The sequence below is a fragment of the Zhongshania aliphaticivorans genome (genome assembly GCF_001586255.1).
Classification (GTDB): Bacteria; Pseudomonadota; Gammaproteobacteria; order Pseudomonadales; family Spongiibacteraceae; genus Spongiibacter; species Spongiibacter aliphaticivorans.
The window spans coordinates 3,541,677-3,568,338 of sequence record NZ_CP014544.1; the positions used below are offsets into that span (position 1 = coordinate 3,541,677).

Genomic DNA, 26,662 nt, shown 5'->3' on the forward strand with positions numbered 1-26,662 from the left:
CATGAGTTTTAGATCATTACTAAAAATTGGCACTACGACGCCTAATATTAGGTGAACTGCACTCCACGCCAAGAATCTGTACTAAACCGCAAAGCACTGCCTATACTCAGCTCATAAAACCCATAAGCCAAACCTAGCGGAGACGCCGTTGAGCAATATCCCAAACACCACCCAGCCCTTTGGAGTCTTACTTGGCTATGCGCCAGGCGGCGTCCCGGCCTATTCCTCGGATTACGATTCGGCGTCGACCACCGACTACCCAAAGCGCAGCTCATACCGCAGTTATATCGACGGCGTGTATATGGGCTACAAATGGCAATGTGTCGAGTTTGCTCGGCGCTGGATGTATATCAATTATGGCTATATTTTTGACGACGTGGCGATGGCCTACGATATTTTTGACTTACGCTCTGTACGCCACTTAGCCAGCAATAATCGCTTACCGCTAAACGCCTTTCGCAATGGCAGCAAGTCTCACCCCGTACTTGGCAGCCTGCTCATCTGGCAAGAAGGTGGCGAGTTTGAAGACACCGGCCATGTCGCGGTAGTGACCGAAGTTAAACCAAATTACATTCGCATTGCCGAGCAAAATGTTGGGCACGGGCAGTGGCAAGAAGGACAAAATTATGCACGCGAACTCAGTGCAAAAACCACCGCAGACGGTGAGTACTGGGTAAAGTGCTCCTACGGCGATGCCGAAATTCTCGGATGGATGACACAGACTGACGACACCCGCCACGCTGAACCCCGCCCGGCAAAAAACACCGCCCTGAGTGCCATTAAGAGCCGCCACGCTGAGGCCAGTAGCAGCCCTCGAAGGTCGTGGCTGAATATGGCCAATAATGACGAAGCCGCCTTTGTTGAGATGATGGGCGGCCATTTTTTAACAACAAGCGCCCCTGATCAATCTCGTTACTTTTTATTATCAAAAACCGCCATTGATGACCTGGAGTACGCCACCAATGAACTGCACGGCTTGTTTATGCACGCCACCGACTACGTTCTTTGCCACGATGACTTACTGGCCAAATTTAATTTGCCCAAGGCGATATTGCCCAAAATTCGACAGTCTTGGGACAATCGTTTAAATCAACTGATTACCAGCCGTTTTGACTTTGCCCAAACCGCCGATGGGCTCAAAGTTTACGAATACAATTGTGATTCGGCGTCCTGCTATATGGAGGCGGGTAAGGTTCAGGGAAAATGGGGTCAGCACTACCAGCTGACTGACAGCGAGGATGCAGGCAAGGCCTTGTTTCACGACCTCAGCCGCGCTTGGGAGAAGAGTCACGCAAAGGGCTTAGTGCATATATTGCGTGACCATGATCCCGAGGAGGAATACCACGCGCTCTTTATACAGCAGACGCTTGAAGCAGCCGGCATAGCCAGCAAGATCATTATTCAACTCGAGGGACTCGCCTGGGACAAGCAAGGCACTATTCGCGATCAAGATGGCGATGCCGTCAACTGGGTGTGGAAAACATGGTCCTGGGAAACCGCCTTAGACCAAATTCGCGCCGAATGCGAAGATGACGCCAGCCATGCCGTATTTGAACCCCAGTGGTCGCTCGGCAAGCCACTGCGCTTATCCGATGTATTGTTGCGCAAAAACATCATGGTTTTTGAGCCGCTGTGGACACTCATTCCCAGCAACAAGGCGATATTGCCAGTATTGTGGCAATTATTCCCCAATCACCCATTACTACTGAATTCGGCGTTTGAATTAACCGACGAGTTAAAAACCACTGGCTATGTTGAAAAGCCGATTGTTGGCCGCTGCGGCGCTAACATCGCGCTATTCGATCGAGACCAGCATTTACTTGAAGCAACCAGCGGCGGCTTTGCCCAGCAGGAAAAAATATATCAACAGTTTTACCCCCTGCCAAAAGTCGACAAGTATTACACGCAGGTTTGCACTTTTACGGCATCTGGGGTGTATGCCGGTAGCTGCGTACGGGTAGACACTTCCATGGTAATCAATAAAAACAGCGACTGTATGCCGCTGCGTTATATTAGTGACAAGGCCTTTCTCAATGATGGCTAAGCCGCCGCCCCAATGGCATTGAATGGCCTTGGAGCCGGGTTTACGCCCCTATTTAAAATCTTCCGCACTGTGACGTTCTGCCATTTGTTTGTCTTCATCGCCCCACAGGCGATTTACCCGGCGGCCACGCTGTACGGCGGGGCGCTCGGCGATAAGATTCGCCCAGCGTAAAACATGGGTATACGAGGCCACATCAAGAAACTCCGCGGCCTCATACAAATAACCCTGCACCAGCGCGCCGTACCACGGGTAAGCCCCCATATCGGCAATGGTGTAGTTGTCGCCACACAAGAAAGTATTCGCGGCAAGATGCTTATCTAAAACATCTAACTGACGCTTAACTTCCATTGCGTAACGGTCGATGGGGTACTGGTATTTCTCTGGTGCATAAGCGTAAAAGTGACCAAAGCCGCCACCTAAAAATGGCGCACTGCCCATATGCCACATTAGCCACGATTGGCAGGCGGCGCGCTCGGCCGCTTCCTTAGGATAAAAAGCGTCATATTTTTCAGCCAAGTACAATAAAATCGCGCCCGATTCAAAAACTCGGATTGGCGGGCTGACACTGCGATCCATTAAAGCCGGTATTTTCGAGTTCGGGTTAATATCAACAAAGTCACTGCCGAACTGGTCGCCGTCAGAAATCATAATTGAGTAGGCATCGTATTCGGCGTCGCTAATACCCAGCTCAAGTAACTCCTCGAGCATGATCGTCACCTTCACGCCATTGGGTGTAGCCAGGGAATAAAGCTGTAAACCATGCTCGCCGACTGGCAGCACCTTGTCATGGGTAGCGCCAGAAATTGGCCGATTAATATTACTAAAACGGCCGCCACTCTGATTCTCCCACTTCCAAACGGCAGGTGGGGTATATATTGTCGACTCTGACATTTTCTTCGGCTCCCATTGCATTGTTTAAGTCTAAACTCCCATTCAGCATGGTACAGCGCTGCAAAGCAAGAAGACAATTAGCCGCAGTTACTACCCAGCAATGCTACTATCGCGGCCCATTACTGCCCGAAAAGTTTAATACAACCGTATTCAGCCCTAGTGTGTAAACTGCGACCATGGTATAAAAATAACCACCTAAAATAAGAGACGTACTATGTCGGTTACTTCTAGCGCGAACAAAATCAGTCGCCGTATATTTAGAGCGCCCGAGTTATCCCCAGCCGCGACCAGCCCCCTCACTATAGACCCGGCAGAGCAGGCCGCAGATGGAGTCGACGTGGAAGCTATTTGGGCCAGCGCAGAAGCCTTCCATTCGAGCGGCATGCACCCTATGGTAAGCATGTGCCTGCGCCACAAAGGTAAAACCGTACTGCATCGCAGCATCGGACAGGCCCGGGGCGTGAATGGCGCCGACGCCGTCGGCGCTCAATTAGATACGCCGGTATGTTTATTCTCTGCTTCCAAAGTCGTAAGCGCGGTCTTAATCCATAAGCTTGCCGAAGATGGCTTACTCGACCTGCTAAATCCGGTGAGCTATTACATTCCCGCCTTCGCCCAAAACGGCAAGGCCGGTATCTCGATATACCAGCTATTAGCACATCGCGCGGGCGTACCTGGCGTCCCGCCGGGAACACCACCGAGCGTGCTGTTTGACCACCAAGAATCACTGCGCCTAATATGCGAGCAACCGCCACTCGACATCGACGGCCGTATACTTGCCTACCACGCGATTACAGGTGGCATTATCGCCACTGAACTGGTCAGGGTCTGCACTGGCCTGAATATGAACGAATACCTCGACCAAGTTATTCGCAAACCGATGGGTTTTAAATCCTTCACCTTCGGCATGCCCAAAAGTAGTCGCGGCACCGAGGCGCACAACTACAGCAGCGGCTTAGCTAATATTTCCCTTGTCGGTAAGCATCTAGAAAAAATACTTGGCGCCGATGTCGATACCGTCGTGGCGCTTTCGAATACCGACGATTTTCTTGGCGCCATTATTCCGTCTGGAAATTTATATGCAAACGCCGACGAAGCCTGTCAGTTTTTTCAAATGTTACTTCAACAGGGACAATGGCAAGGCAAGCAAATACTGTCACCGCTGTCGGTATACCGTTTAACCGCAGAGGCATCCCGTCCTCAGCATGATCGGTCGCTAATTATTCCCATGCGCTACAGCGCAGGTGCCATGTTGGGTGGCCGCGTAATGGGGCTGTATGGCCGCAATACTCCTTACGCCTTTGGCCATTTAGGTTTTTCTAATATATTGTGCTGGGCAGACCCACAGCGCGACATCTCCGTAGCGGTGCTCAATAATGGCAAACCAGTCATTGGCAGCCATATGTTTAGCCTACTCGGATTAATGGAAAATATTCGCAAAAATTTCCCCCAGAAAGACGATATGTCTGCATGGAGCGGCAATTTTGGCCAGCACGAACATTAAGTAATCGCAGGGTCAAAACGTGAACAGTTGCATAGGCTGTCCACGTTTTCTACGCCACTACAGCCAAATTCTATGGCGATACCATTTTTGGCGCTCGCCAAAAATTTTGATGTATCGCCAGCGCGACGAGTATCAAACCGGCCCCCGCCATCATTAGCAGCGATACTGACTCGTCGGCGACGAGCACGCCGATCGCCATCGCCAAAATCGGTGTAATAAACGGGATAAGTGAAACCGTTTCCACCGCCAAATTTTTAAGCAGCGAATAATAAGCAACAAAACCCACCAAAGACCCAAACAGCGACAAATACAGCAAAGACCCCAGCGAGGTAGAACTCAGGTTAAGGGGCTCAATGCCAAACCCAAAAATCCAGCTCAGCGCCATCCCCGGCAAGGCAAAGGCCATGGCGCCCAGCGCTTGTTCAGTAGGCTCTACGGCCATTTGCGCGTTGAGTTTTTTCACCCATAAGGCGCTAACTGAGAACAAGCAATTCGATACCAGCATTAAACTGATACCCAAATAGCTACCGGCAGTTACGGTTGCCTTATCAAAAAAGATACATGCTAAGCCGCCCAGCGCTAAACCAATGCCCAGCAATTTTCGCGGCTGCAGTAAATTTTCGCCGAGAATTGGCTTGGCCAATACCGCTGTAAAAAACGGCGTTAGGCCAAACAGCAGGGCAATTAAGCCCGACGAAATACTCTGCGCCGCGATGTATACCAATGCCATATTGGGGAATAAACTAATCGACGCTGCAGCATAAAGTTTCCAGTGGCGACGAATAGCCAATCCGGCATAACCACCAATAGTACAAATGAGACTGCCCACCATAAATGCCAAAGCAATACGCAGCGTCAGCCCCGCTATCGGGGTAAGGGAATCGCCGCCCAATTTAATCGCCAGCGGCGTCGTTGCCCAAATGGCAATAACCAGTAAATAGGTGAAACGTACAAGCATTGTGCTGTCCTTGCATACTTGCCGTAGATTTCTGCTGGGCCTAAAACGACAAAGGCCGCAGCGGAATGTCTGCGGCCTTTGAATAATGTTGTTTTAAATCGGTTTACATCATTGCTCGGCCACACCCCAACGCGCCCAGCGCACAACTAATTTGTGCTGGACCGAGGCAAACATGGCGGGACAAATGAAAGGCATTAAATTTGAACTCGTGATAAGAATGCGCGTGCTAAATTATAGTAAAAGAAAAACGTTAATCGAAGCAAGTCATATTTAGCAATGGCGAGCTTTGCCGGCATCGCGACTATACAGACTTTTTCTTGGCCTTTGCGCGGCTGCCTACCCGGCTGTTTTTCTTGCCGGCTTTGGTACTCGCGGCAGTGTCCAACTGCTCCACCCAAAACAAGGTATCAAGATACGCCACGTAGCGATTTAAATAATGCGGAGAGATGTCGCGCATTATGCTCAGGGCTTTAATTGCGAGCATTTGCGGATTAAGAGGGCCAGGGCTTTCCGGCCCTTCCGCTATGGCGAGTTCAACACGCTTTTCTGCCGCGCGGCGCTGCTGATGCACGCGCAAACTTTGACTGGATTTTAAGGGCTTAACCGCGACATCAACATTATCTGACGGCGGCTCAGCGGCCGCTTCGTTGCCGAGTGAGGACGCAAATAATGCGCCCTGTAGCAGTTCTCCCTCTTGATCTTGCAGTTGTTGTTCAAAATCACTCGCACCCACAGTCGGGCGGGTTTGGCTAGCGTCCAGCGCTCGGCGCAACGCCGCTAAAGACGCGACAGTGGCGGTGCCTGGGCGCGATTTAATTGCTTTACTATCGGCCCGAATTGCGCCGCGGCTAGCCAAGTAATCGGCTAAAGAAGCTGCACTTTTTTCAGTAAGTCGCTGCCCCAGCGGCTGCCGCGAACCGTGTGCGCGCAATGCCAACGCTTCAATGTAACGAAAGCGTACCGGGTCAAATTGGTCGGCTCCCGCCGTCCGCAGTTCACTGATTTTATGGATGAGCGCGTCGCTATTCATGGCGTGTTCACGGCCCTGAGCTGAGGGCGGCTTTGTCGCCAGAAACCCGTGGCACTGGTGCCATTTCCACTCGCCGGTTTTGCGAACGGCTCTCACTGTCGGCATTCGCCACCACCGGCTGCTGGGCACCAAACGCCGCCGCAAACACCACACTTGGTGGCATACCCTCTTCGATTAAAGCGCGAGTTACCGTCAAGGCACGCTGCGCAGACAGCTCCCAGTTATCGCTAAAGTGCAGATTTCCCTGCTGAATTGGCAGATCGTCAGTAAAGCCGCTGACCATTAATAGCTGCTCACTGTCGGTCAAATACACTTGCAGCGGCGCCCGCAAAGTATGAAGCAGTGCGCGCCCCTCCTCTTGCAGTTCAGCCGAGTTTAAAGAAAACAACACACTGCCGCTGATACCAATGCGGCCATCGCGCAAGGTCACTCGCCCCGTCGCCAAGGGGTCGGCAAGGGCCGCCTCCAAGGCCTGACGACGCTGCTCGGCCACTTCGCGCTTTTGGATTTCCTGCTCTAGGGTTTGCGATAATTCCAGCTGAAAACCCAAGGTCCACACCAGCAGGAGAACAAACACCCCAACGAGGCCGGTCATTAAGTCGCCAAAGATCGCCCAGATCGGCGGTTCTTGATCTAAGCCGTCGTCCAGCTCTGAAATACTCACGCCCGCTCACCCGCTTGGGCAACCGCCTTGCCACTGAGCTGCTGTAACTGACTGATAATATCTTGCTGAGACAACATATTGTGGTCGATAATTTCCCGCGCCTGAGCAACGTAATAGGCCATTTGCTCATCACTGCGCTCAGTGCTACTGCTCAGGGCTGATTCAATCGAGGCCATGGTGCCAATAAGGCTATTATTAGACTCACTAAACAAGGCCACCGCCGTGCTAAACGCCTCGCCTAAGCTGGCCAACTCAGCACTACTGCCCTCAAAGTGATTGATAATTTCAGCGAGTTTACCGGTTTCATCACTCACTTTATCAGTAAAGCGACTGCCGATATTGTCGAGTAATTCAGCGGAATTTTTCAAAATATTTTCGGCGGCTTCGCGCTGACCTGCCGCAGAAGCGTGTAACGACTCAGACAGGCTGTTGAGCTGCAGCAGTAATTCGCTGCGCTCTTTCAGCAAGCTATTGTCGCGTTCAATATTGTCGCTCATTTCCGCTCGCAATTTCGTCATGAGCTCGGCGGCAATTCGCGGGGTTTCCGACGCCGATTCAATCAATCTAGCCATCGGCTCTTCTAAAGCATTGGCCAAGGTCGCCAAGTGCTGGGCTACCGCCCCTTGTAATTCTGCCAAGCGCGCAACGGCCGCCTCGCCGCGACGCTCTTCAACATCCCGAAGGCTGCCCAGCTCAGTCTTCAGAGTATTACCCAGCTCAGCCATACGCTGCTGATAGTCTTTCAACCATTTGTCTTCGCTGGCGATACGAGCTTGAGTGAGCTGCTCGGCGGTCTTAACTAGGTCGCGGAACTCCGCCACCACTTCTTGAGAACCGCTGTGTGCATTACTCGCCAACTGCGCTGCACTGTCGCGCAATAAGTAGGCGCTGTGATTAAACACGGCTGACCAGTTTTCTAACCGCGCCTGCTCAGCCGCCTGCTGCCGCGCCAAGCCGTCACTGCTCACCTGATTAAAGGTATCTAATAGCGAACTGGTCGCTGCACTAAACTGCGTGTTAAACGCACCCAGACCATCATCGATCTTCGCAAGCAAGCGCTCGCTGCTGGCTTGCTGATCGGCTATGCCCTGCTGCCAGGCAGTATTAAGCTCCTCCGCTGTTTTAACAAACCTGCCGCCCAAACCGTCTAAATGTGCTTCGGCGCTCGCACTGAGCTGCCGCTGGGTCTGCTGTAACTCGCGACTAATATCCTGCGCAAACGCCTGCACCACCGGAGCGATATTCTCACCCGCCAAGCGTCCGCTGTCGGCTAAGCTTTGCTTTAAGGAGTTGTCTACTGACTGCGCCAACTCGCGGTACTGGGCTTGCGCAGCGGCGTGAAACTGTTGCTGTCCCGCGATGAGCTTATTACCTAAATCGTCGCTCATTTGGCCGAGCCGACTTGCCAATTCGCTAAGCTGCTGAGCAACCTCCGGCAGGGCTGCCGCTTGCTGCTGCATCGCGGTATAGCTTTTACTGCGCTGATGACTCAGGGAGTAATGTTTAAACACCGAACGCATCCGACTATCGAGCTGTCGCGACACCTGCAGTCGCTCGCGCCGACTCAGCGTCGAAATAAAGCCCAGCATCGCCGAGGCGCTAACCCCGGCAACCGACGTAGCAAAGGCCATCCCCAAGCCCTTGATTGGCGCCGCTAAGCCAGTGCGAATAGCTTCGAGCTCAGTGGTGCCCTCCAGCGCTAACACCGCCCCTTTCAAGGTATCGACCATGCCAATAAAGGTGCCCAACAAACCCAGCATCACCAGCAAGCCGATCAAATATGGCGTCAGCACTGGGGCGGGCAAGCCAACATACTCACCCTGAATCCGCTGACCAACCGCATTGCGCAACACCGCCGGCACATTGGCCAACCATTTATCTAAGTCATCAATCGCGTCGCCCGCCGCGATCAACGAGGCATCTAGGGCACAGCTTGCCTGCTGATAGCGCACTAGCTCGGCAAAACCGACCGTATAGGCAAAGGCAATTAATAGGGTGACACCCAGCGCTAATAAATTGCTACCAACAAACGCAGATGCCATCCACAGAACTATAATTGCGCCTAAAACAAAGGCGACTATCGACAGAGTTCTCGTCATTTTTGTGTTTCTACCTCTACTTCTAGTGCTTCCAGCAGGCCCATTACGGGCATGAGACGCAACTCTAGTTCGGCCAGTAATAAGCCCTGCATTTCGGTGAAAAAGTTATCGAGCCAAGCGCCTTTCTGCATCCACAGCGCTGGGCTGTCACTCATCAATTCTGGCTCTAACTCCAGCTTCAAACCGGTGTCACCTGCGGCGCTGCGCTGAGCTTCTTGTACTGCGCGGTATTGCCGGTTCAAATAATAAAACCGCTGAGCTAATAAGCGTGGAATACTCACAAATACCTTGCGGGTATAGTCGCCCAGCTTATCGGCGAGACTACGATCCAATTCGGCCAATTGAGCTAATTGTGGTGACTGCCCGGCAAGCGCCTCTTGCAGCTGTCGACGCAACACTAGTACCCGGTGATCGAGCTGACTTTGATGTAAATTATAAAAGCGCTGATACGCTTGAAAGCCAGCTTCTGGGTCCGCCAAGGTTTCGGCATTGGCGCGCGGCAGTATAAACGGCGCGGAGCTGTCTTGGCCTTCATGCAGTTCGGTAATAAAGCTATTAAGAATAAAAGCCAGCATTTCCGCGCGGCTGGTTAAAAAGCTGCTTTTGAGTGCCGACACATCGCTTGTGGCTGGCGTGAACTCAAGCTTTTGCAGGCCCCGCAGCGACTCAGCAAGGGCAATAGAGCCAGACAGATCGATTAGCTGGCCTAGCTTTTCAGCAAAATTCTTGTGGCTCAACTCGGCATTCCCTAGCGCCAATTCGCTGAGGACTGCCTGTAAGCGCGAGCCTTTTACTGAAACCGAATTCATAGTCACCTTTATTATTGTGCCCGCATTCAGACCACTTTAAACACCGCCAGGCCAAGATACCTATCGCGAGCCACATAAGCTGGCACGAAGCCCAACAGCAAGAAGATATCGCCCAGCAAGAAAATTGCGCTTATAACGCCCCCACAGGCTGATTTACTTTGCGGCCAATTATCACTAATTCGCGCCGATATTCAAGGATTGTGGCTGTATCTACCAAAACTGCCGCATAAACAACATGCGGCACTCAGGCTCTGCACCCAGCAACACTCGATTTAACGCCCGTAGGTTTGCTGTAAATAAGCGAGGATATCGGTCGACTCGAACATCCCAACGCCGGTATTGATATCGACTAAGTAAGGCACCTGAGAACGGCCAGTTAACTCGTTCAGTCGAATGCGATTTGGGCTGCTAATGGGTGCGTCGGGGAAAAACTTGGCCCGCACCAAAGGCGGCCCCATTTCTTGCCAGCGCGACTTGGCAAAATTACGCAGGCGATACGGGATTTCTAACTCGCACAGCAATTCACGCACCGGCCGCGAATAAGGGCTAGATTCAAAACTGTAGAGTTCAAGAGGCTGAGTCGGGGCCTCAGCATTTTTCGCATACATTCCACGCGCGCGACCAACAGAGCGGTACGCTGTGGCCAACATGGAGCTGGCGACGGCTACCTGCCTGCCAAGCCCTTTAGCGCCAGCCACTTTACCGCCACCATAATATTGATAAAGGTGGGCGATAATATCCGCTGACTCGACTATCGCGTCGCCCGTATTGGGATCGACCAACAACGGAAATTGACTAACACCGCTAATATCGAGCGCGGCAGGACGAAAGCGCATACCACCTTTAGGGCAGGGGTAAATCATGGCATCAATATCTAATTCACACAGTACTTCCCGCACTAGGCGGCAATACGGGCAGCCTTCAATATCGTAGAGCTCAAGTAGCTTTTCCGGCTGTTTCGCACGGCGTGAAAATGCCGTGGTGCCCCGCCAGGCACGGACGCTGCTGGCGAGAATAGAAGTCGTAAAATCAAGCGCATTCATAGCTAGAGATCCTAGGCAAATACATTAAGTTAGCACAAGACCAATATGGCTGTGACGGATACCCCGCGCTCAAAGATTCAATGCGATGCGCACATTATCGCTAGTCGGGGTGGGTGATAGTAAATGGAATTACTCAGAGAAATCTGGGGTCAAGGTGTAGGCCTTTTCCGCAGAAGATTCATAGCGCCACTCTTCGGTATCGCTATTGCGGTCATCTCGCTCATTGTAACGCGGCGCGGTAACCGCCATCGGCGGACTGCGATCAAGGCTGCGACCATTTTCTACATTAAGCTGTTTGTCTCGCTTAATAGCCGCAACAACCGTTCCAGTCACTAGATCAAAAATTTCGGTGCGATCATCGCGATCAAATAAGTCGCCTTTCTCGGTAGAGCCAATGGTCGCGACTGTGCGACCGGTAATAAAGTCCTGGAAGGATATCCCCAGCATAATACGCTCACTGCTGCCGCTAACCGACAATTGAACGCCAAGCGTACGCTTTTTTGCCTCATAGGGCAGATTCTCAATTTCTTTAGAACCCACCACGGCCATATTGTAGGCGCCAATCATATTGCCAAATTCAAGGTCCATACCGTATATCGCGCTATTGGTATCGCGCTCGATAACAACATAATCGTAATTGGCAAAACTGAATCCATTTGAATACACCACGGTTTCGTTACTTGCGCAGGCAAATAAAAACAAGGTGGCGAATATTAACGGGAAAATGGATTTCATTACGGTTCCTTTTACATCCGATTTCTACACAAACACGGGGCTTTTAACTCGATACCTACCAAGCAATCCTTGCGCTAGGCACCGTAGCGAAGCACATAGCATTCCAAAATTCTATGGCACTTATCTTTCTTGAGGAATTCTGGCGGCGCCAAGTTTACTACGATCTCCCGCTGTATCGTAGCCCTAGGCTAAAATTGCGGACAAGGACAAGCCGTGCCGGGGCCTCGCCATTACCAAGGACAAATATTAATACTAGGGAATACAGCAAGTTAAGACTTAGAAGCACTGCGCATTTTTTGCCAGACCTAGCGCTGCTCGCGCATGATAATTAAGCGCAGCAAGCCGAGTCAGACCCCACGCGCATACGCAATGGCGACGATAGTTCATGTCTCAGCATTGCGCATTAAACACCACGCCGGTATTCCGCAGCACAATTACAGCGCGACCAAACAACAAAAAAGGCGCCCGCAGGCGCCTTAGTCATTTACCTTTGGTGCAATAAACTACAGGCCACCCTCGACATTATCTGACTGCACAAAGACAAAGCCGACGCCATCGCCAGCATTAGTATCAATTGCATCGCGAAAGCCCGAGCCGCCCGCTGCCGCGGTACCATGACCATTGCGTACGCCGGCATAAGAAAAGCTCTGATCTAAAGAACCAATCGCCTCAGCAGTATCTTCCATTTCGGCCAATAAAGAGTCGCGCAGCGTGGTCATCCCAACAGTCACACCAGCGACCATAATAGAACTCATCAGCGTTAATTCAGCGGCAAGGACAAAACCGCCCTGCTTGCGCTTTAACGCCCCCTTAGAGGTGAAACCTTCATTCAATTTTTTCATTGATTTGCCTCAAACTATTTGCATTACAACACAGGTAATGTAAATGCGGGCCCAGCACCCTGCCAGCCAGCCCTTTGCTGCCATTGCCACTCGGCAATACGCGCGCATTATTAAAAGGTGGAATATCCGTATTACACAGACTAGTCAAAACGAGCTATAACATTTAGAACTTACGTATTTATATCGCTCACCAGAACACTAACGAAATTGCTTAGTTTTCTCGATACGTATCAATACGCACTGTGAATTGATACGCATTTTGACAATCCTAAATTGCATATCAATTCAAGAAAACCGCCAGCGATACCCCACTTAAACCCTCACTGCCGAGCCAATAAATAGACCGCCAAGGCTTCACGGTCAGATGCGCTCAATGGAAATACTGGCATTGGTGGTGTTGGCGCTGTAAAAAATGCGGCTAATTCAGCGACGGTATACCGCTCAGCTAAGCCCACTAATGGAATAGCCGATTCAGTTTTGCCGCTCATATGGCAACTACTGCAGGGGTGACTCCGGTACACAATTTCCCCGCGCGCAAGCAAGTCGCGGCGCTGTTCGCCAGTATACGATGCCAAGCCACTGTCTCTGCGGCCCTGCGGTGGCGGCGCTAATGCCTCTGGCGCAAGGGCCGGCGCACCATCCTCGCCAATCGCAACACGATAGATTGAGCCTGAATAGTCATCTGATATAAAAATAGTGCCATCGCGATCTTCAGTAATATCCACTGGACGCCCCAGCAAAGTATCACCCTGCAAGAAGCCACTTAAAAAGTCCTTTTCAACAATACTGCCATCGGCCTGCCAGTGCAGCGACACAACTTTATAGCCATCGGCAACGCTGCGATTCCACGAGCCGTGCAGGGCAACGAGCGCCGCTCGCTCAAAACCAGCAACCGCACTACGGCGTAAGAACCGAAGGCCCAGTGGCGCATTGTGCGCCCGGAATTCATGACTCGGCGGAATATTCTGCGCGACAGCGCTGGCGTTCAACTCGCCAAGATCAGGGTCTGGTGTACTCGCGTTCACATAGGGCCAGCCGTAAAAGCCTCCCTCCTCTATTCGATTCAATTCACAGGGGGGAATATCATCGCCAAGCAAGTCGCGACCATTATCCGTCGCGTACAGGCTATTATCCCAAGGCGCCCAGTCGAGGCCGACGCTATTTCGCAAACCGCTGGCGTATATCGAGAACTCACTGCCGTCTGGCCGAAAACGCATTATAGTGGCGCGCTGCTGATCCACTTCCTCGCAGACATTACAGGTAGAGCCTGCGCTAAGGTATAGCCAGCCATCGCTGGAGGCGCGAACCGTCTTCGTCCAGTGGTTACCCTTGTCCCCCAAACCCGAGACAATACGCTGGTAATCTCCAGAAACCGCGCCGTCAGTGCTATTAAACGCAATTTTCCCAACACCGTCGGACTCCGCCACATACAGCCAGCTTCCGGCAATATCCAAACCGTGGGGGCGCGTTAAGCCCGCCAACAGCACCCGCTGCCCATCTGGCAGGCCGTCGCCATTGCCGTCGCGCTCCAGCAAAAGTATTTCGCCGCTACGCGGCCGACTGACCAGTAGATCCCCTGAATCGGTCACCTTCAAAAAGCGGATTTTCCCCAAGCCAGTGGCATAAAGGCTCACACTAAAGCCGTCGGCCACCTCTAGGCGCTGCTTTACCCCGCTGGCGCTGGGCGCTTCTCCGCCATAGCCAAACACCATATTGAGCATCACTTTTGAGGTAGTGCCCCAGCCCGCTGGGCCGAACTGAATAAGCAACAGCGGCGTAATAATGACCAGACCAAGGATCACCGCTACGGTGAAGAATAATCGCTTAAACATTTTCATCGCTCAATTGCCCTGTTGTGGTATTTCAAGAGACAAGCAAACCCACCGTATACAAGACAATCACGCCAGTACAGGGGTCACTAAGTAAAAAAATTGTTATACTGTCGCTTAAATTTTCAAGCCCGAAAACCAATAAATAGAGATAATCAGCCATGATGAATATGGGAAGCAGCGACGGCGAAAAATGCCCTTTTGACTTAAATTTTGATCCGGACACCTTTAAACCCGGCGATCTCGTTAGCTACCGAGTCGACGGCAGTATGCGTGACATGCCCTTTGTTGGCGTATTAGTCGAAGTCCACGACGACTACGTGATGCTCGGTCATTGCGGCGCCGACAACAAGCCCGATGGCAACATAATGCGCGGCACCAGAACCGACCGCCCCCTTGTGAGCGAAGCCGACGCGCTAGCCTAAGCAACGGCATGGGTGCTTACAATTACCCGTCAAGCACCCCCGTTTTTAGCCTATTTAAGCGCCAACGCACTCCCCTCAAAACGAATGCCAGCCCAATCGCTGCGCATAAAATTACGGATATTGGCGTGGTCGTCACCGTCCGGATTCGCCAGCACGTCCTTAGTGTAAAAATCCCCGAAGGCATTCAACGTCGCTTGCGCGCTTAGTTGGTGTAAGGCGCCAAACGCGAAAATTTTACACGAGCCATTGTTCGTTCCCGCTTCATTATACTGCTCACCATTTTGAAAGGCCGTCGGCGTAAACGTGTAGTTGTCGTCGATTACCGCCATTACCTCAGTAAATGCCAGTGGCTGTTGCGCCAAGCGTTCAATCAGTTCTGCTATTGTCATCTTTAATCCTCTTTTTAACGCTGGGCATTATAGATTACTTTCAGTGTTAACATTGCGGGTACTGTATCTATACTCCCCCGGTGTTAGTCCACTCCAGCGTTTGAATGCATGACTAAAATTAGCCGCCTCACTGTAACCAAGCTTTTCAGCCACCTGATCGAGCCGCAAACTGTCATCAGCAAGAAATTGCTGAGCCAACTCTAAGCGCAGCTTCTGGCTTAGCGCGCGATAACTCGTGCCCTCATGCTGTAACTGCCGGCGCAGCGTTCGCTCCGGCAGGCTCAACGCGTCGGCAACCACCTGAATACCTTGAAATGCGGTGTCCGCAATTGCCCGCTCAACGCGGTGCGTAAAGCTGCGTTCGCCGTGCTGCCGGGCAATGAGTTCACGGCATTGCCGAACGCAGGCCGACCACGTCACCGCGTTAGACTGAGGCAGGGCAATCTGCAATATCTCGCTCGATAAGGTCGCACGAGTGCGGCGCGCATTGAATACCACTGGGCAACCAACCATACGTTCAATTTCTTTGGCATGCGCAGGCGCGGGGATTGCCACCTCCAAAGATAGCAGCGGTATTTTCTGAGCGGCCGCCTCTGTCGCAATAACCAGGGTCACAATCAGGTCCCGCTCGACCACAAAATTGCGCACCGCACCAGCAGGGTAGTGATCGCGCAACGCCAAACTCGCTACGGTCCCGTCAATGCTTAATTCCAAACCGACAAAGCTGTGGGTTAGCTCAATAAACTCCTGTGCAATTTGAAAAGCCTGCAGCAAATTTTCACTGCAGATTAGGGCTAAGCCCCAAATACCAAAAACGCCAAAGTGATAACGTCGCCCCACCAGATAGGCAAGATCCGGCCGAGGATTCGCGGCGAGCGCCGCTTCAATAAAGGCGAGCTCTTGCTCTGAGCGAATCAAATAACCTGGGGTTTCTAGCTGACTCCGACTTAGACCGGTTCTTAAACTGGCCGCCTCGTAATCTAGCCCTAGCTCCTCAAGGGTTTGGCACAAGATTAAGAGCCCCAGTGCGGGTCGCTGCCCAGTGTGTGATGCGGTCGAATGATTGTTATTTTTATCCATAATGGCCGAAATTAACAATAATCACGGTCAGTAGCAACATTTAACTCGCCACACCCTAGGCGTACTGTAAGAAGTCAGTGCGTGCACTGAGCAAACGCCATAACCCAATATAAGCCCCATAATAAGGACGATAACGATGGCAACGACAATATCGCGATTTTCAATTACTGACCTTACTCAGCGGTTTCGCTGGCTGTGGATGATAAATGCCTTTTTTATGCCGTGGCTCGCCTTGATCGGAATCATTCCCGCACTAAAAACCGGTAATAGCGCGTGGCTGGCCCTCGGCTTTATTATTTTTTATGTCGCCATTCCCGTGCTTGACTATGTTTCTGGCCAAGATCCCAACAACCACGATGAAGCTGATGTACCCGCCTTAGATGCGGACAATTACTTTCGCTGGGCCTTATTTGTCGCTTTGGCGGGCACGCTTGTGGTGTGGTTTAGCGCCATTGCCTATGCGTGGTATGCACAGCTATCAATCCTAGGGCTGGCTGCCCTTGCATTATCGTGTATGGGCTTGGGCGGCGCATTTTTAAACCTTGGCCACGAATTAGGCCACAAAAAAAATCGGCCGGAACGCTGGGCAGCCAGTCTTGCTCTCGGCATTGCCGCACTCCCCCATTTCAGCGTTGAGCATAATCGCGGCCACCACCGCGATGTCGCCACGCCCAACGATCACGCCTCTTCACGATTAGGTGAAAACTTTTACCGCTTTATGCTGAGAGAAATGCCTGGCACCTGGCTGCGAGGCTGGCGCTTAGAAGCCGAGCGCCTGCATTCAAAAGGCCTGTCGTTCTGGTCAAGCAAAAATGAAATACTGCCCGGCGCCATCATCACTTTTGTGTTTTTTGCGACGGTAGGCCTGTTATGCGGACCGACAATATTAGCCTTTGTCATGATCACTAGCCTGCTAGGACATACCAATTTAACCGCGGCAAACTATGTGGAGCACTACGGTCTACTGCGGCAAAAGCTGGACAATGGCCGCTACGAAACGCCACAACCGCAGCACTCTTGGAACCAAAACTCACTTATTTCTAACTTAATCACCTTTCAGCTTCAGCGCCATTCGGACCATCACGCCCACCCCAGCCGTCGCTATCAGTGCTTAAGACACTTCGAGAATGTGCCGCAGCTCCCCGCCGGCTATTACGCCATGTTTCTGCTCGCTTATATTCCACCGCTTTGGTTCCGAGTTATGGATAAAAAAGTACTCAACTGGGCGGAACACGATATCGACCGCATCAACGTTTTAGCCGGTAAGCGCGACTATTATCAGCATAAAATCACAGTGGCTGCGCAGGGCTAAATGTCGGCGCAAAAAAATGGCGGCCTATTTCAGCCGCCACATCCTTCCGTCTTTGAGTTGTCGTAAGCAAAGATCTTAGTGGCCCTGACTCACTCTAACCCGGGTATTCCACGATTGATTAGCATGACGGTCATCATTGCGATACTTCTTACCGTTATGGTCATCCCGACCATAACGATCGTGCTTATCATGCTTCTTAGCGTATTTGTTACTGTGCTTGCCGCCGTGGTGTTGCTCTACGTACTTCGGGTGCTTGCCGTAATAGCTTGAATGACGATCTCGGGTATATTGATTTTGGTAATACACATGCGCGTTACCATAGCGATGATGATCGTTACGTCGATATTCGACATGGTGTCCACAATGGCGGTCGTGAACATGGGCATGGCGCTTAGCGTACTTTCTCTCTGATTTGTGGGCGTCGTGGGCGGCATACAAGACTGCAGCGCCAATTAACACCGCGGCAGCTGTCTCCGCATGCTCAGCGTGAGCTTGCTTAGGCGTCACGGCAACCGCGACCGCAAGCAAGGCGGTGAGCAGCAGGTTACGGATTACACCGGGGTGTTCTACTTTTAGTGCCGTTGTATTTGTCATCATCAGTTCCTCCTGAATGTGCTTGTAAGGTATCAGGAGCTAGCTGAACGAAAGCTGAAGACCATGCGCAATCATAAAAAAAGGGCCGCCGTATGCCACGGCAGCCCTTTTCATTGGCTGGTATTGCCTTCAACCACTCTGAGATTCACAGCGCGTAAGTGCTTTTGAACGCGCTTGCGCAAAGCCCTGCAGCGGGAAGTTATCGCCCGTCACGGTGAAATACTGCGCGACGTCAGACGAGGTCATCATTAAATTGACGGAGCCAGCCGCTGTCATGAGCGCCAATAGCTCTGGGTTAGCAAAGGAATGACCAAATATTACTTGATGCTGATTACCCTTCAGCGGGCGGATCGAAATAACCTCAAGGGGGATATCCAAGGCGACGCCATCAAAATCCGCTGCGAGGGAAACCTTTTGACCGGCGAGCGACCAAATATTTGCGCTGTCGCTTGCCCAGCTAATGTACAGCTCATCAGCGCCACAGGTATTACTGTGTTTTAGCAAGCCAAATTGATTTGCACTGCCCTTTTGGCCATGCACACTGTAACCGGTCGACTTGGAGATTGCCTCTAACTCCCAGCCCGATGATGCATTCACCTGCACGCCAAAAGACAATACAACGGAGGCGACACCTACAGATACTAATTTACGAATAGTCATTACATCCACCTTATACTTTGCTACGTGTTTACCTTTGCTAGGGGTGCATTTAGCTATTAAAGTGGTTTGCATGCTATACGTAATATTCCTTTGCGAGATGTCAGTCACATTTCTAATGACGCAATTTAGCTTTTAAATTAAAAACTTACAACTCAATTCAATAATGAGGTTTCGCGCCCACCAATGGCAGCGCCCATTGCCGGGTCATGCTTGGCACCGCGCAATAGGAAGATTTCGACCCGCCGATTACGCGCTCGGCCTTCAGCCGTCTCATTGTCCGCAAGAGGCCTTGTTGCGGCGTGGGCCATAACCCGAAAGCGCTCATTCGGCTGACTGCTGGCCTCGATAATGCCCCGCAGAACGGTAGTCGCCCTTGCCGACGACAAATCCCAATTTGAATAATAGCGCTCGGTATGGATCGGCACGGTGTCGGTGTGTCCGGCAACCACAATCTCGCCCTTAATTTCATTTAGCAGGGTCCCTAATTTAGCCAGCACAGGCTCAAACCCCGGCGACAGATCGGCGCTTCCTGATGAGAACGAACCGCGCTCACGAATCCGAATTATAATGACTCGCTCACCGTCATCAACCACCTCAACAAGGCCTTCGCTGATTTCCACGGCAAGATGCGCTTTTACTTTTTCAAGGTCGTCATTCAGCGCCTCGTCGGCCTCAACCTTTACAAAGTCGCGCATTTCACGAATAGCTTCTTGGCGAACTTGATTTTCAGCGGTGGGTTTCGGCGCGCCAGGGCTGAACTCCCGGGCAATCATGCTGGTTCCTATCGGTGGTTTAAATGCAGGTATTTCCCGCTGCACCCCGAAAGCGTCCTTCATTGACCCCGACAATTCCTTAAACTTCTGCTTATCCATTTCTGAGAATGAAAACAGCAGAACAAAGAAGGCCAGTAGCAGCGACATCAAATCCGCAAAGGTGAGCACCCAAGCGGGCGCGCCAGCAGATACCTTCTTCGGCGCATCGTCCAGGTTCACTTAGGCTTCCTCAGGCTTGGGTTCGACTTCACGCTTATTGTCTGGCAAATAGGTTTGCAGCAAGGACTCCAGTACCCGAGGATTTATCCCTTCTTGTATGCCATCAACCGCCTCTAAAATCAGATGCCGATTACGACGTTCCTCGGCGGTGCGAAATGCCATTTTCTCGGCCATTGGCAGCGCCACCACATTTGCCAAAACGGCGCCGTAGAGCGTTGTTAACAAGGCCACGGCCATTGCCGGGCCCAGCGCCTTGGGGTCAGACATATTGGACATCATTTGCACTAGACCAACCAAGGTACCGATCATGCCCATGGCGGGCGCCGACTCGCCAAAGCCTTTAAAAACCGCCTCGCCCATTTCATGACGCTCAATAGTTTGGCTAATCTCCTTATTCAACACCCGGCGCACAAATTCAGGGTCGTGGCCGTCAATCGCCATCTGCACACCCTTATTGAGAAACTCATTGCTGATCTCTAGTGACTCCAAACCCAGCAAACCCTCTTTGCGAGCAACCCCGGCCATCGACATACACTCGGCAATAAGATCTTCAGAACTGGTGGGTTTGTGCACAAACGCCCGCGACGCCACCTTAAATGCGCCCATCGTTTGATCCAAGGGAAATTTAACCAAGTTCGCCAGCAAGCCCCCACCAACCACAATCAGTAAGCTTGGCGTATCGATAAATCCACTGGCGCTGCCCCCCATTACAATCGCGGTGACGATGACCCCGAGGGCACCCAACATGCCTAATAACGTTGCTATGTCCAAAGAAAACTCCGACTATCTTGGTCAGTGAATTGGTAAAAGCGCCGGGGTTTGCCATTCTCGGCCGCTAGTTCACCCATACGTAATGTTATTAACGGCAGCAGAGCATTTAACTTTATAGGGGATTCCCCTAGGGGCGCGTCATTCTGCTCATTTGAACAAGCCATTACGCCAGTAATCGCCACCATAGCCCGCCATACTCAGCGGCGTCCATAGCGGATTTCAACGATACAATTACTGTATATTCACCGTTTAATGACCCCGCTCCCCCAACCTACCTTAAGCGCGCAAGCGGCTGCCCCCTCTCCCCAGCACAAAAGACCATGGTATGCTTAGGGCTTACTATTCCCAGCCAATAAACCGCCATGTTAAATACTCAACAATCTGATTTCGGCCGCGGCCCGGCAATATGGCAAGCTGGCGGACACGGTGAAGAACCCCTTCACTTTGCCGCAGCCAATGGCTTTCCGGTGGCTAGCTACACGCCATTTCTCGCCCACTTCCAATCTGACTACCACATAATTGGTCTAGAAAATCGCGGTGTTTGGGACCACCAGCCGCCGCCTCGGGGCTTCTCGTGGCGCCAGCACGCCGACGATCTCATTGCATTTTTAGAGCACGCCCAAACTCGCCCTGTCATTGCCATGGGGCATTCTATTGGCGCCACAGTTTCGGCCTTAGCGGCCGCCAAACGTCCTGAGCTTTTTAAAGCGCTACTGATGTTTGACCCCGCCACCATCCCCGGCCGCTTTTTACCCGCCGTGGCAGCCATTGCCCCCACCGAACTGATGGGCCGATTAAATTTGGTGAAGCGCACCCAAAACCGCCAACAGCTGTGGCCGGACCGCCAGGCATTTATAGACTACCATCGCAACAAAGCGGCCTACCGACGCTTTTCAGCAGACGCGTTTAATGAATATGCCCAAGCAGGGCTCATTGAACAGGCCGACGGGCAGTATAAGCTGAGCTATAACCGCGAGTGGGAAGCGCACAATTTCAAACACACTTTTTCTCCCTGGCAGGCACTGCGCAATATTCAGGTGCCCACCCTGGTGCTTAGGGCTGAACACTCGTATTTGCACAAGGCCAAGGAGTTTGAGCGACGAGTAAAGCGACTATCGCCCTTTGTTAGTCACGGTGTTATTAAAGGCGCCGGACATATGGCCTTACAGGAAGACTGCGAGCAAGTGGTTAAACTCAGCCGAGATTGGTTGCAGTGCACCAAGCTGCTCCGCTCAGAAACCTAGCATATGCACGCGCCCCAAAACACCGTCAAATACTGGCTCAGTGCGGCGGCTGGCTTATTTCTTATGGTTAGCGGCGCCACCGTCTGGGGAGAAGCCGAGCAATGGCAGACCCTGAGCTTGGCGGGTAGTAAACTCGGCTACCGGCACCTGGAGCGTCACGTCACAAAAGACGAAATCATTAACAAAGAAACCTTGGTGATTACCCTTAGTCAGCCCGGCGCAGCTGATGCAACGACAACAACGGTATTAGAGTACCGAGAAAGCCCAGAGGGTGCGCCAATATCAATTAGCAAGCGTGTCAGCTCAGCCACGACCAATCACAATATGCGCGCAGTTGTAGACACGAACGTGCTGCACTTAATACAGAATGACCTTACCGGCAATACCACCGATTATGCGATACCCCAACCCTTCTTTTTACCCGAGGGTTTGCGTCAGGTTTTAGCAACCGGCGCAGGACAAACATCGCCATTCACCTATTTCACTTGGAATTTTAGCAGCCAACAATTTGAACAAATTCAACTGATCGTCAAACCCTATACCGCAGCGGACCAGCCCGCCTATGCCTGGCAAATTCAACGTCAGGTCATGACGAATCAAGCCCGCTACAGCGAAATTTTTACCGACACGGCATTTCGGCCATTAACTGAGATCAGTCGCTCCGGCGGCGACGAATTGCGCATTGAAAATTGCAGCTATGAATGTGCCACAGCGGATTTTCAGGCGGTTACCCATGTGTATCGTCAACTCATAGCCTCGCCCTATAAAATCAGTGACGCGGCGCTGCGGGGCAAAATTCGCTACCAGCTCCTCGGCGAATTTTCCGACACACCACCGAGCACCACTGAACAAACGGTAACCCCGATTAACGGCGGCGTAGAAATTACCGTTTGCACCGATTGTGCACCCGAAACTTCGCTCAGCCCAGCACTGCTCAACACCTACTTACAAACAAATTATTGGCTCGCCAGTGACAATGCCATTTTCCATACCACAGTTGACGATGTACTCGGCGAAAGGAACATAAGCCCAGCTGCAAAAATGCGTCGTCTCAGCCATTTTGTAAGTCGGCACATGAATAGTGAAGCCACCTATTCCGGCTACGCCACTGCTCTGGAGGCATACCACAGCAAACAAGGCGACTGCACTGAACACGCGCTTTTATTAGCGTCGCTTGCGCGTGCAGCCGGTATTCCAAGCCGTGTCGTATTTGGCTTAGCGTATAATAATGAGCGTTTTTTAGGCCGCAAATATGTGTTTGTTCCCCACGCCTGGGTGCAGGCTTGGACGGGAGAGCAGTGGCAGAGTTTCGATAGCGGCTTAGGTAGGTTTACTGCGGGTCATATTGCACTGGGTATTAGCAGCGGTGAACAAAGCGAAGTGTTAAAAATAAATGAAAAAATACATACACTACAAATAACATCTGCAATGCACATTAAACGTCGCTGAACAAAGCTCAACAACGTTTAATGTCGGCGTAATTGCACTACTCGTAGACGTAGGGCATGTCATCGAGGCTTTCGTCGCCCGCCACATCAATATCGGCAATCACTATCGTCGAGCTACCGCGCACGGCGCCAACTACAGTGACCTCTTCAAGCAACTGTACGGGCTCATCGGCCACCGATATTGTCGATAACAACATAGAAAGCGACACCAGCAATAACTGAACTGCCTTAACACCCACGCAATTTAAACGCATATACACTCCGTATTTGCAGATAATATTAAAATAAAAAGGCAGAAATCCAGCTGCCATGAAAGGACAAATTATCGTGCATAAATGTTACATAGTGATGACGCTAATATTACAAACGCTAATTATGTAGCAAAAAGTAAACTATTCTCTGCCGCCGAAGCGAGACCATTCAAAAAAGTATTACCGAACACCCCAGCATCCAAATGCTTATAGCGCTTAGCATTATAAAGCTCTGGCATAACATGATTCCCTTCTTGGACAAGCTGCCCCGCGCCAAACTATATTTTAATGGCACTATTAACCCGGCGATCAAAAGTATCTGATATAATGCGCGAATGGACGAAAAAATTGATGCAAGAAAATTATCCTTAGAAGTTCTTGAAGAAAAACGTCGACAGGCGCATCGACTTCGGAAACGCGGAATGACGAGAGCCGAGATTGGCGAAATAGTGGGCATTCACGCGGATACGATTGGTCGTTGGTTAAAGCGCGACAAGAATCAACTAGGATACGATAAGCCGGGGCGAAAAGCCGGTAGTGGGCGGCGGTTAACGGCTGAACAGGAACAGCATATTGAATCGGTGCTGATCGACAAAACGCCGGATCAATTAAAAATGCCCTATGCGTTGTGGACGCGGGAATCGGTTCGCGAACTGATCCTTAATTGCTATGGGCTGGCGCTACCCGTACGCACCGTTGGCGATTACCTAAAGCGCTGGGGCATGACACCGCAGAAGCCACAAAAGCGTGCGTATGAACAACGCGCGCCGGAAGTGAAAGCATGGCTAGAGGAAGAATATCCGGCGATAAAAGTGCAAGCGAAGCAGCAAAATGCCGAGATTTACTGGGGCGATGAGACTGGTCTGCGTAACGACTGCCAGCATGAGCGGGGCTATGCGCCCAAAGGAAAGACCCCAGTGATTCGTCTAAATGCCAAGCGTGAATCGTGCAACATGATTTCAGCAGTGACCAATCAGGGCAAAGTAAGATACCAGATATTTGAAGGCAACATGAATGCGGATAGACTGATTGATTTCATGATGCGATTGCTCAAAGATGCGAAGCGCAAAGTGTTTTTGATTCTGGATAATCTGCGGGTGCATCATGCCAAGCCGGTAAAAGAATGGTTAGAGGCGCACAAAAAAATGATTCAGGTATTTTATCTGCCAGCTTATTCGCCAGAACTAAATCCTGACGAGTATTTGAATTGTGACCTCAAGGGTGGTGTGCATAGTGGGCAGCCCGCACGCAATAAAGAGCAACTCAAACAGAAGGTATCGAAGCACATGCGTATGCTGCAACGGAAGCCACATCGTGTCCGCAAATATTTTAAGCACGAGAAAATTCGTTATGCCGCATAACAGATACCAAAATCCGCCGGGTTAATAATGAATGCGTTTCTTGCAAACGCCGGAGGATAAAACCGTGAGTATGTCTCCACGCATCGCCGCCCACCTCAATAAAATTGGGGTTAATTTTGACCTAGTCAGCCACGCCCATAGCCGCAATAGCATGCAAAGCGCACGCATGGCGAAACTACCGCCCTCGCAAATTGCCAAGGCAGTAATACTGCACGACGGCGACCGCTACCGCATGTGCGTGATTCCCGCAAACCATCGGCTCATACTCGAGCGCGTCAATGCCCACATGCACGGCAACTACCGCCTGGCAACGGAGCGCGAAGTCGCCATGCTTTTCGACGACTGTGAAATTGGCGCGGTTCCCGCTCTCGGCCAAGTCTATGGCCTGCCCGTTAGCTGGGAAGTCGAGTTCAATCACGCCAAAGACGTTTACCTCGAGAGCGGTGACCACGAACACTTAATCCATCTTCAGCACGGGGCATTTATGGAGCTGATGAATGGGCAGGATCATTTGTATATGAGCTGCCCACAAGACGATCGCTTCGGATCTATAGTTCACTAACACGTATTGACGCCCTCGCTGCCGCTATCCCGAGCGGGGCCGTTCTATGGTCCCGCACAGTCGCTATGCCCCCTACCAAGACGGCCTTCATAAAGCCCTTTGAAAATAACTACACTATGGTGTAAATTTATATTATGGTTACTTCAAGCCATATACGGAGAAGCGCCCAGTAATAGCGCTTCAGCAAGGTCGAAATTAAACCAGGATAAAAACCATAAATGGGGAGCAAAGATGCAAGATTTCACCGATAAAGTCGTTGTCGTTACCGGCAGCGCTAGCGGCATAGGCAAGGCACTGGCCAAGGCGTTTCTCGCTGGAGGCGCCAAGGTAGTGCTTTCTGATGTCGAAAAAACAGCATTGGATAAAACCGCCGCCGAGCTTAGTGCCAACGGCGGCGTGGTACGCGCCATTGTCACCGATGTATCAAAAGCGGAGTCGGTCACCGCCCTCGCCGATGCTGTGTTTGCGGAGTTTGGTGCCTGCCATATTCTTTGTAACAATGCCGGCGTTAGCGTTTCAAACTGCAATGTTTGGGACACCACCCCCAACGACTGGGCCTGGGTATTAGGGGTAAATTTACGGGGCGTTGCCCACGGTATTCAAGCATTTGTGGCGCGAATGATTGAGTCGGGCGAACCCGGCTTAATTATGAATACCTCGTCGGGCGATGGCGGCATATCCCCCCTCGCCGACCAGTCGGTATACGCCTGCAGCAAAGCCGGTGTGTCTATTATGACCGAATGCCTAAACGCCCAGCTTGTCGGCCAAAACACCAAGCTCCGCGCCTGTATTTTCTACCCTTCTGGCGGCATTTTGCCAACCGGAATTTGGACCACGCGCCGCAACCGTCCCGCCGAATTAGCGCGCGAGAAGCCAGCCCCCGCTGGCGGCGAAATGACCTTTGACGAATTCATGACGGGCATGAAAGAAATTGGCGTTGAACTGCCAGTTCAAGATTTAGATGAATTAGCGGCATTCGCCCTAGATGGAATACGCAAGGAAGATTTTGTCATTATGATTGGCCGCGAAACGATGGAAGCGACACTCGTAGCGCGCGCCAAAAAGCTGGCTAACGGCCAGTGCCCGATCGAACACGGTCTACACGGCTAAGACTGTGCCGGGCAA

Annotated in this window: 26 protein-coding genes; 9 read left to right on the forward strand and 17 right to left on the reverse strand. The window is 51.6% G+C overall.

Going from position 1 to position 26,662, the window contains the following annotated elements:
- The first annotated feature begins 148 nt into the window (after positions 1 to 148).
- The gene (gene gss / locus AZF00_RS15680) at positions 149 to 2,044 is read left to right on the forward strand and encodes a bifunctional glutathionylspermidine amidase/synthase (RefSeq protein ID WP_008251965.1); all 1,896 of its coding nucleotides are present in this window, start codon (positions 149 to 151) and stop codon (positions 2,042 to 2,044) included.
- Positions 2,045 to 2,092: 48 nt separating this feature from the next.
- On the opposite strand, the gene yghU is transcribed toward gss, so the two are convergent.
- Positions 2,093 to 2,935 (reverse strand): glutathione-dependent disulfide-bond oxidoreductase, encoded by an 843-nt coding sequence (gene yghU / locus AZF00_RS15685; RefSeq protein ID WP_008251968.1) that lies wholly within the window; start codon positions 2,933 to 2,935, stop codon positions 2,093 to 2,095.
- 214 nt (positions 2,936 to 3,149) lie between these two features.
- Here yghU and AZF00_RS15690 point away from each other — a divergent pair, with 214 nt between their 5' ends.
- Positions 3,150 to 4,439, forward strand: a complete 1,290-nt coding sequence (locus AZF00_RS15690) for a serine hydrolase domain-containing protein (protein ID WP_008251970.1) — start codon at positions 3,150 to 3,152, stop codon at positions 4,437 to 4,439.
- Positions 4,440 to 4,509: 70 nt separating this feature from the next.
- Here the strand turns inward: AZF00_RS15690 and AZF00_RS15695 are convergent, their stop codons facing one another.
- From AZF00_RS15695 to AZF00_RS15735, 9 genes are all read right to left on the reverse strand, one after another.
- Positions 4,510 to 5,397: a DMT family transporter gene (locus AZF00_RS15695; protein ID WP_008251972.1), complete on the reverse strand. Its 888-nt coding sequence runs from the start codon at positions 5,395 to 5,397 to the stop codon at positions 4,510 to 4,512.
- Positions 5,398 to 5,698: 301 nt separating this feature from the next.
- Positions 5,699 to 6,427 (reverse strand): DUF2894 domain-containing protein, encoded by a 729-nt coding sequence (locus AZF00_RS15700; RefSeq protein WP_008251974.1) that lies wholly within the window; start codon positions 6,425 to 6,427, stop codon positions 5,699 to 5,701.
- Positions 6,428 to 6,434: 7 nt separating this feature from the next.
- Positions 6,435 to 7,091 carry an OmpA family protein gene (locus AZF00_RS15705; RefSeq protein WP_008251976.1) on the reverse strand — a complete coding sequence of 219 codons (657 nt, stop codon included), beginning with the start codon at positions 7,089 to 7,091 and terminating at the stop codon, positions 6,435 to 6,437.
- Positions 7,088 to 9,190, reverse strand: a complete 2,103-nt coding sequence (locus AZF00_RS15710; protein WP_008251978.1) for a DUF802 domain-containing protein — start codon at positions 9,188 to 9,190, stop codon at positions 7,088 to 7,090. The genes AZF00_RS15705 and AZF00_RS15710 overlap by 4 nt, the downstream gene beginning before the upstream one ends.
- Positions 9,187 to 9,999 carry a DUF3348 family protein gene (locus AZF00_RS15715; RefSeq protein WP_008251980.1) on the reverse strand — a complete coding sequence of 271 codons (813 nt, stop codon included), beginning with the start codon at positions 9,997 to 9,999 and terminating at the stop codon, positions 9,187 to 9,189. The genes AZF00_RS15710 and AZF00_RS15715 overlap by 4 nt, the downstream gene beginning before the upstream one ends.
- A gap of 272 nt (positions 10,000 to 10,271) precedes the next feature.
- Positions 10,272 to 11,042, reverse strand: a complete 771-nt coding sequence (locus AZF00_RS15720) for a glutathione S-transferase N-terminal domain-containing protein (protein WP_008251981.1) — start codon at positions 11,040 to 11,042, stop codon at positions 10,272 to 10,274.
- 129 nt (positions 11,043 to 11,171) lie between these two features.
- The gene (locus AZF00_RS15725) at positions 11,172 to 11,777 is read right to left on the reverse strand and encodes a hypothetical protein (RefSeq protein WP_008251982.1); all 606 of its coding nucleotides are present in this window, start codon (positions 11,775 to 11,777) and stop codon (positions 11,172 to 11,174) included.
- A 503-nt stretch (positions 11,778 to 12,280) separates the two neighbouring features.
- Entirely contained in the window at positions 12,281 to 12,619 is a 339-nt protein-coding gene (locus AZF00_RS15730; protein WP_008251983.1) for a hypothetical protein, read from the reverse strand.
- Positions 12,620 to 12,939: 320 nt separating this feature from the next.
- Positions 12,940 to 14,451 carry a PQQ-dependent sugar dehydrogenase gene (locus tag AZF00_RS15735; RefSeq protein ID WP_040803975.1) on the reverse strand — a complete coding sequence of 504 codons (1,512 nt, stop codon included), beginning with the start codon at positions 14,449 to 14,451 and terminating at the stop codon, positions 12,940 to 12,942.
- 158 nt (positions 14,452 to 14,609) lie between these two features.
- Here AZF00_RS15735 and AZF00_RS15740 point away from each other — a divergent pair, with 158 nt between their 5' ends.
- Positions 14,610 to 14,873 carry a reeler domain-containing protein gene (locus AZF00_RS15740; RefSeq protein WP_008251986.1) on the forward strand — a complete coding sequence of 88 codons (264 nt, stop codon included), beginning with the start codon at positions 14,610 to 14,612 and terminating at the stop codon, positions 14,871 to 14,873.
- A 50-nt stretch (positions 14,874 to 14,923) separates the two neighbouring features.
- On the opposite strand, the gene AZF00_RS15745 is transcribed toward AZF00_RS15740, so the two are convergent.
- Together AZF00_RS15745 and AZF00_RS15750 are read right to left on the reverse strand one after the other, a co-directional pair.
- The gene (locus tag AZF00_RS15745) at positions 14,924 to 15,262 is read right to left on the reverse strand and encodes a HopJ type III effector protein (RefSeq protein WP_008251989.1); all 339 of its coding nucleotides are present in this window, start codon (positions 15,260 to 15,262) and stop codon (positions 14,924 to 14,926) included.
- Between the two features lie 27 nt (positions 15,263 to 15,289).
- A complete protein-coding gene (locus AZF00_RS15750; protein WP_008251990.1) occupies positions 15,290 to 16,342 on the reverse strand; it encodes an AraC family transcriptional regulator in 1,053 nt (350 codons plus the stop codon).
- 136 nt (positions 16,343 to 16,478) lie between these two features.
- On the opposite strand from AZF00_RS15750, the gene AZF00_RS15755 reads away from it, so the two are divergent.
- Entirely contained in the window at positions 16,479 to 17,654 is a 1,176-nt protein-coding gene (locus AZF00_RS15755) for an alkane 1-monooxygenase (protein WP_008251992.1), read from the forward strand.
- 75 nt (positions 17,655 to 17,729) lie between these two features.
- On the opposite strand, the gene AZF00_RS15760 is transcribed toward AZF00_RS15755, so the two are convergent.
- From AZF00_RS15760 to pomA, 4 genes are all read right to left on the reverse strand, one after another.
- Complete coding sequence (locus tag AZF00_RS15760; protein ID WP_040803979.1) at positions 17,730 to 18,251, reverse strand: hypothetical protein; 522 nt, start codon at positions 18,249 to 18,251, stop codon at positions 17,730 to 17,732.
- 126 nt (positions 18,252 to 18,377) lie between these two features.
- Complete coding sequence (locus AZF00_RS15765; RefSeq protein ID WP_143829470.1) at positions 18,378 to 18,908, reverse strand: hypothetical protein; 531 nt, start codon at positions 18,906 to 18,908, stop codon at positions 18,378 to 18,380.
- Positions 18,909 to 19,060: 152 nt separating this feature from the next.
- Positions 19,061 to 19,900, reverse strand: coding sequence for a flagellar motor protein MotB (locus AZF00_RS15770; protein WP_008251999.1), 840 nt, complete (start codon positions 19,898 to 19,900; stop codon positions 19,061 to 19,063).
- Positions 19,901 to 20,671, reverse strand: coding sequence for a flagellar motor protein PomA (gene pomA / locus AZF00_RS15775; protein ID WP_040803981.1), 771 nt, complete (start codon positions 20,669 to 20,671; stop codon positions 19,901 to 19,903). It lies immediately after the preceding gene.
- A gap of 362 nt (positions 20,672 to 21,033) precedes the next feature.
- Here pomA and AZF00_RS15785 point away from each other — a divergent pair, with 362 nt between their 5' ends.
- The gene (locus AZF00_RS15785; protein ID WP_008252003.1) at positions 21,034 to 21,915 is read left to right on the forward strand and encodes an alpha/beta fold hydrolase; all 882 of its coding nucleotides are present in this window, start codon (positions 21,034 to 21,036) and stop codon (positions 21,913 to 21,915) included.
- A gap of 3 nt (positions 21,916 to 21,918) precedes the next feature.
- Positions 21,919 to 23,364 (forward strand): transglutaminase-like domain-containing protein, encoded by a 1,446-nt coding sequence (locus AZF00_RS15790; RefSeq protein WP_008252005.1) that lies wholly within the window; start codon positions 21,919 to 21,921, stop codon positions 23,362 to 23,364.
- Between the two features lie 37 nt (positions 23,365 to 23,401).
- Here AZF00_RS15790 and AZF00_RS15795 read toward each other — a convergent pair whose 3' ends face one another.
- Positions 23,402 to 23,617 (reverse strand): hypothetical protein, encoded by a 216-nt coding sequence (locus tag AZF00_RS15795; RefSeq protein ID WP_008252007.1) that lies wholly within the window; start codon positions 23,615 to 23,617, stop codon positions 23,402 to 23,404.
- A gap of 332 nt (positions 23,618 to 23,949) precedes the next feature.
- Here AZF00_RS15795 and AZF00_RS15800 point away from each other — a divergent pair, with 332 nt between their 5' ends.
- The 3 genes from AZF00_RS15800 (at position 23,950) to AZF00_RS15810 (ending at position 26,647) form a co-directional block, all read left to right on the forward strand.
- The gene (locus tag AZF00_RS15800; protein WP_062383594.1) at positions 23,950 to 24,975 is read left to right on the forward strand and encodes an IS630 family transposase; all 1,026 of its coding nucleotides are present in this window, start codon (positions 23,950 to 23,952) and stop codon (positions 24,973 to 24,975) included.
- 70 nt (positions 24,976 to 25,045) lie between these two features.
- The gene (locus tag AZF00_RS15805; RefSeq protein WP_062384190.1) at positions 25,046 to 25,537 is read left to right on the forward strand and encodes an aminoacyl-tRNA deacylase; all 492 of its coding nucleotides are present in this window, start codon (positions 25,046 to 25,048) and stop codon (positions 25,535 to 25,537) included.
- Between the two features lie 231 nt (positions 25,538 to 25,768).
- On the forward strand, positions 25,769 to 26,647 hold the full coding sequence (locus AZF00_RS15810) for an SDR family NAD(P)-dependent oxidoreductase (RefSeq protein ID WP_008252011.1): 879 nt from the start codon (positions 25,769 to 25,771) through the stop codon (positions 26,645 to 26,647).
- Positions 26,648 to 26,662: the final 15 nt, after the last annotated feature.

Coding starts and splice junctions, on each gene's coding strand:
- yghU (WP_008251968.1), bottom strand. CDS start 2,935: ATGTCAGAGTCGACAATATATACCCCACCTGCCGTTTGGAAGTGGGAG.
- AZF00_RS15690 (WP_008251970.1), top strand. CDS start 3,150: ATGTCGGTTACTTCTAGCGCGAACAAAATCAGTCGCCGTATATTTAGA.
- AZF00_RS15695 (WP_008251972.1), bottom strand. CDS start 5,397: ATGCTTGTACGTTTCACCTATTTACTGGTTATTGCCATTTGGGCAACG.
- AZF00_RS15700 (WP_008251974.1), bottom strand. CDS start 6,427: ATGAATAGCGACGCGCTCATCCATAAAATCAGTGAACTGCGGACGGCG.
- AZF00_RS15710 (WP_008251978.1), bottom strand. CDS start 9,190: ATGACGAGAACTCTGTCGATAGTCGCCTTTGTTTTAGGCGCAATTATA.
- AZF00_RS15715 (WP_008251980.1), bottom strand. CDS start 9,999: ATGAATTCGGTTTCAGTAAAAGGCTCGCGCTTACAGGCAGTCCTCAGC.
- AZF00_RS15720 (WP_008251981.1), bottom strand. CDS start 11,042: ATGAATGCGCTTGATTTTACGACTTCTATTCTCGCCAGCAGCGTCCGT.
- AZF00_RS15725 (WP_008251982.1), bottom strand. CDS start 11,777: ATGAAATCCATTTTCCCGTTAATATTCGCCACCTTGTTTTTATTTGCC.
- AZF00_RS15730 (WP_008251983.1), bottom strand. CDS start 12,619: ATGAAAAAATTGAATGAAGGTTTCACCTCTAAGGGGGCGTTAAAGCGC.
- AZF00_RS15735 (WP_040803975.1), bottom strand. CDS start 14,451: ATGTTTAAGCGATTATTCTTCACCGTAGCGGTGATCCTTGGTCTGGTC.
- AZF00_RS15740 (WP_008251986.1), top strand. CDS start 14,610: ATGATGAATATGGGAAGCAGCGACGGCGAAAAATGCCCTTTTGACTTA.
- AZF00_RS15745 (WP_008251989.1), bottom strand. CDS start 15,262: ATGACAATAGCAGAACTGATTGAACGCTTGGCGCAACAGCCACTGGCA.
- AZF00_RS15750 (WP_008251990.1), bottom strand. CDS start 16,342: ATGGATAAAAATAACAATCATTCGACCGCATCACACACTGGGCAGCGA.
- AZF00_RS15755 (WP_008251992.1), top strand. CDS start 16,479: ATGGCAACGACAATATCGCGATTTTCAATTACTGACCTTACTCAGCGG.
- AZF00_RS15760 (WP_040803979.1), bottom strand. CDS start 18,251: ATGATGACAAATACAACGGCACTAAAAGTAGAACACCCCGGTGTAATC.
- AZF00_RS15765 (WP_143829470.1), bottom strand. CDS start 18,908: ATGACTATTCGTAAATTAGTATCTGTAGGTGTCGCCTCCGTTGTATTG.
- AZF00_RS15785 (WP_008252003.1), top strand. CDS start 21,034: ATGTTAAATACTCAACAATCTGATTTCGGCCGCGGCCCGGCAATATGG.
- AZF00_RS15790 (WP_008252005.1), top strand. CDS start 21,919: ATGCACGCGCCCCAAAACACCGTCAAATACTGGCTCAGTGCGGCGGCT.
- AZF00_RS15795 (WP_008252007.1), bottom strand. CDS start 23,617: ATGCGTTTAAATTGCGTGGGTGTTAAGGCAGTTCAGTTATTGCTGGTG.
- AZF00_RS15800 (WP_062383594.1), top strand. CDS start 23,950: ATGGACGAAAAAATTGATGCAAGAAAATTATCCTTAGAAGTTCTTGAA.
- AZF00_RS15805 (WP_062384190.1), top strand. CDS start 25,046: ATGTCTCCACGCATCGCCGCCCACCTCAATAAAATTGGGGTTAATTTT.
- AZF00_RS15810 (WP_008252011.1), top strand. CDS start 25,769: ATGCAAGATTTCACCGATAAAGTCGTTGTCGTTACCGGCAGCGCTAGC.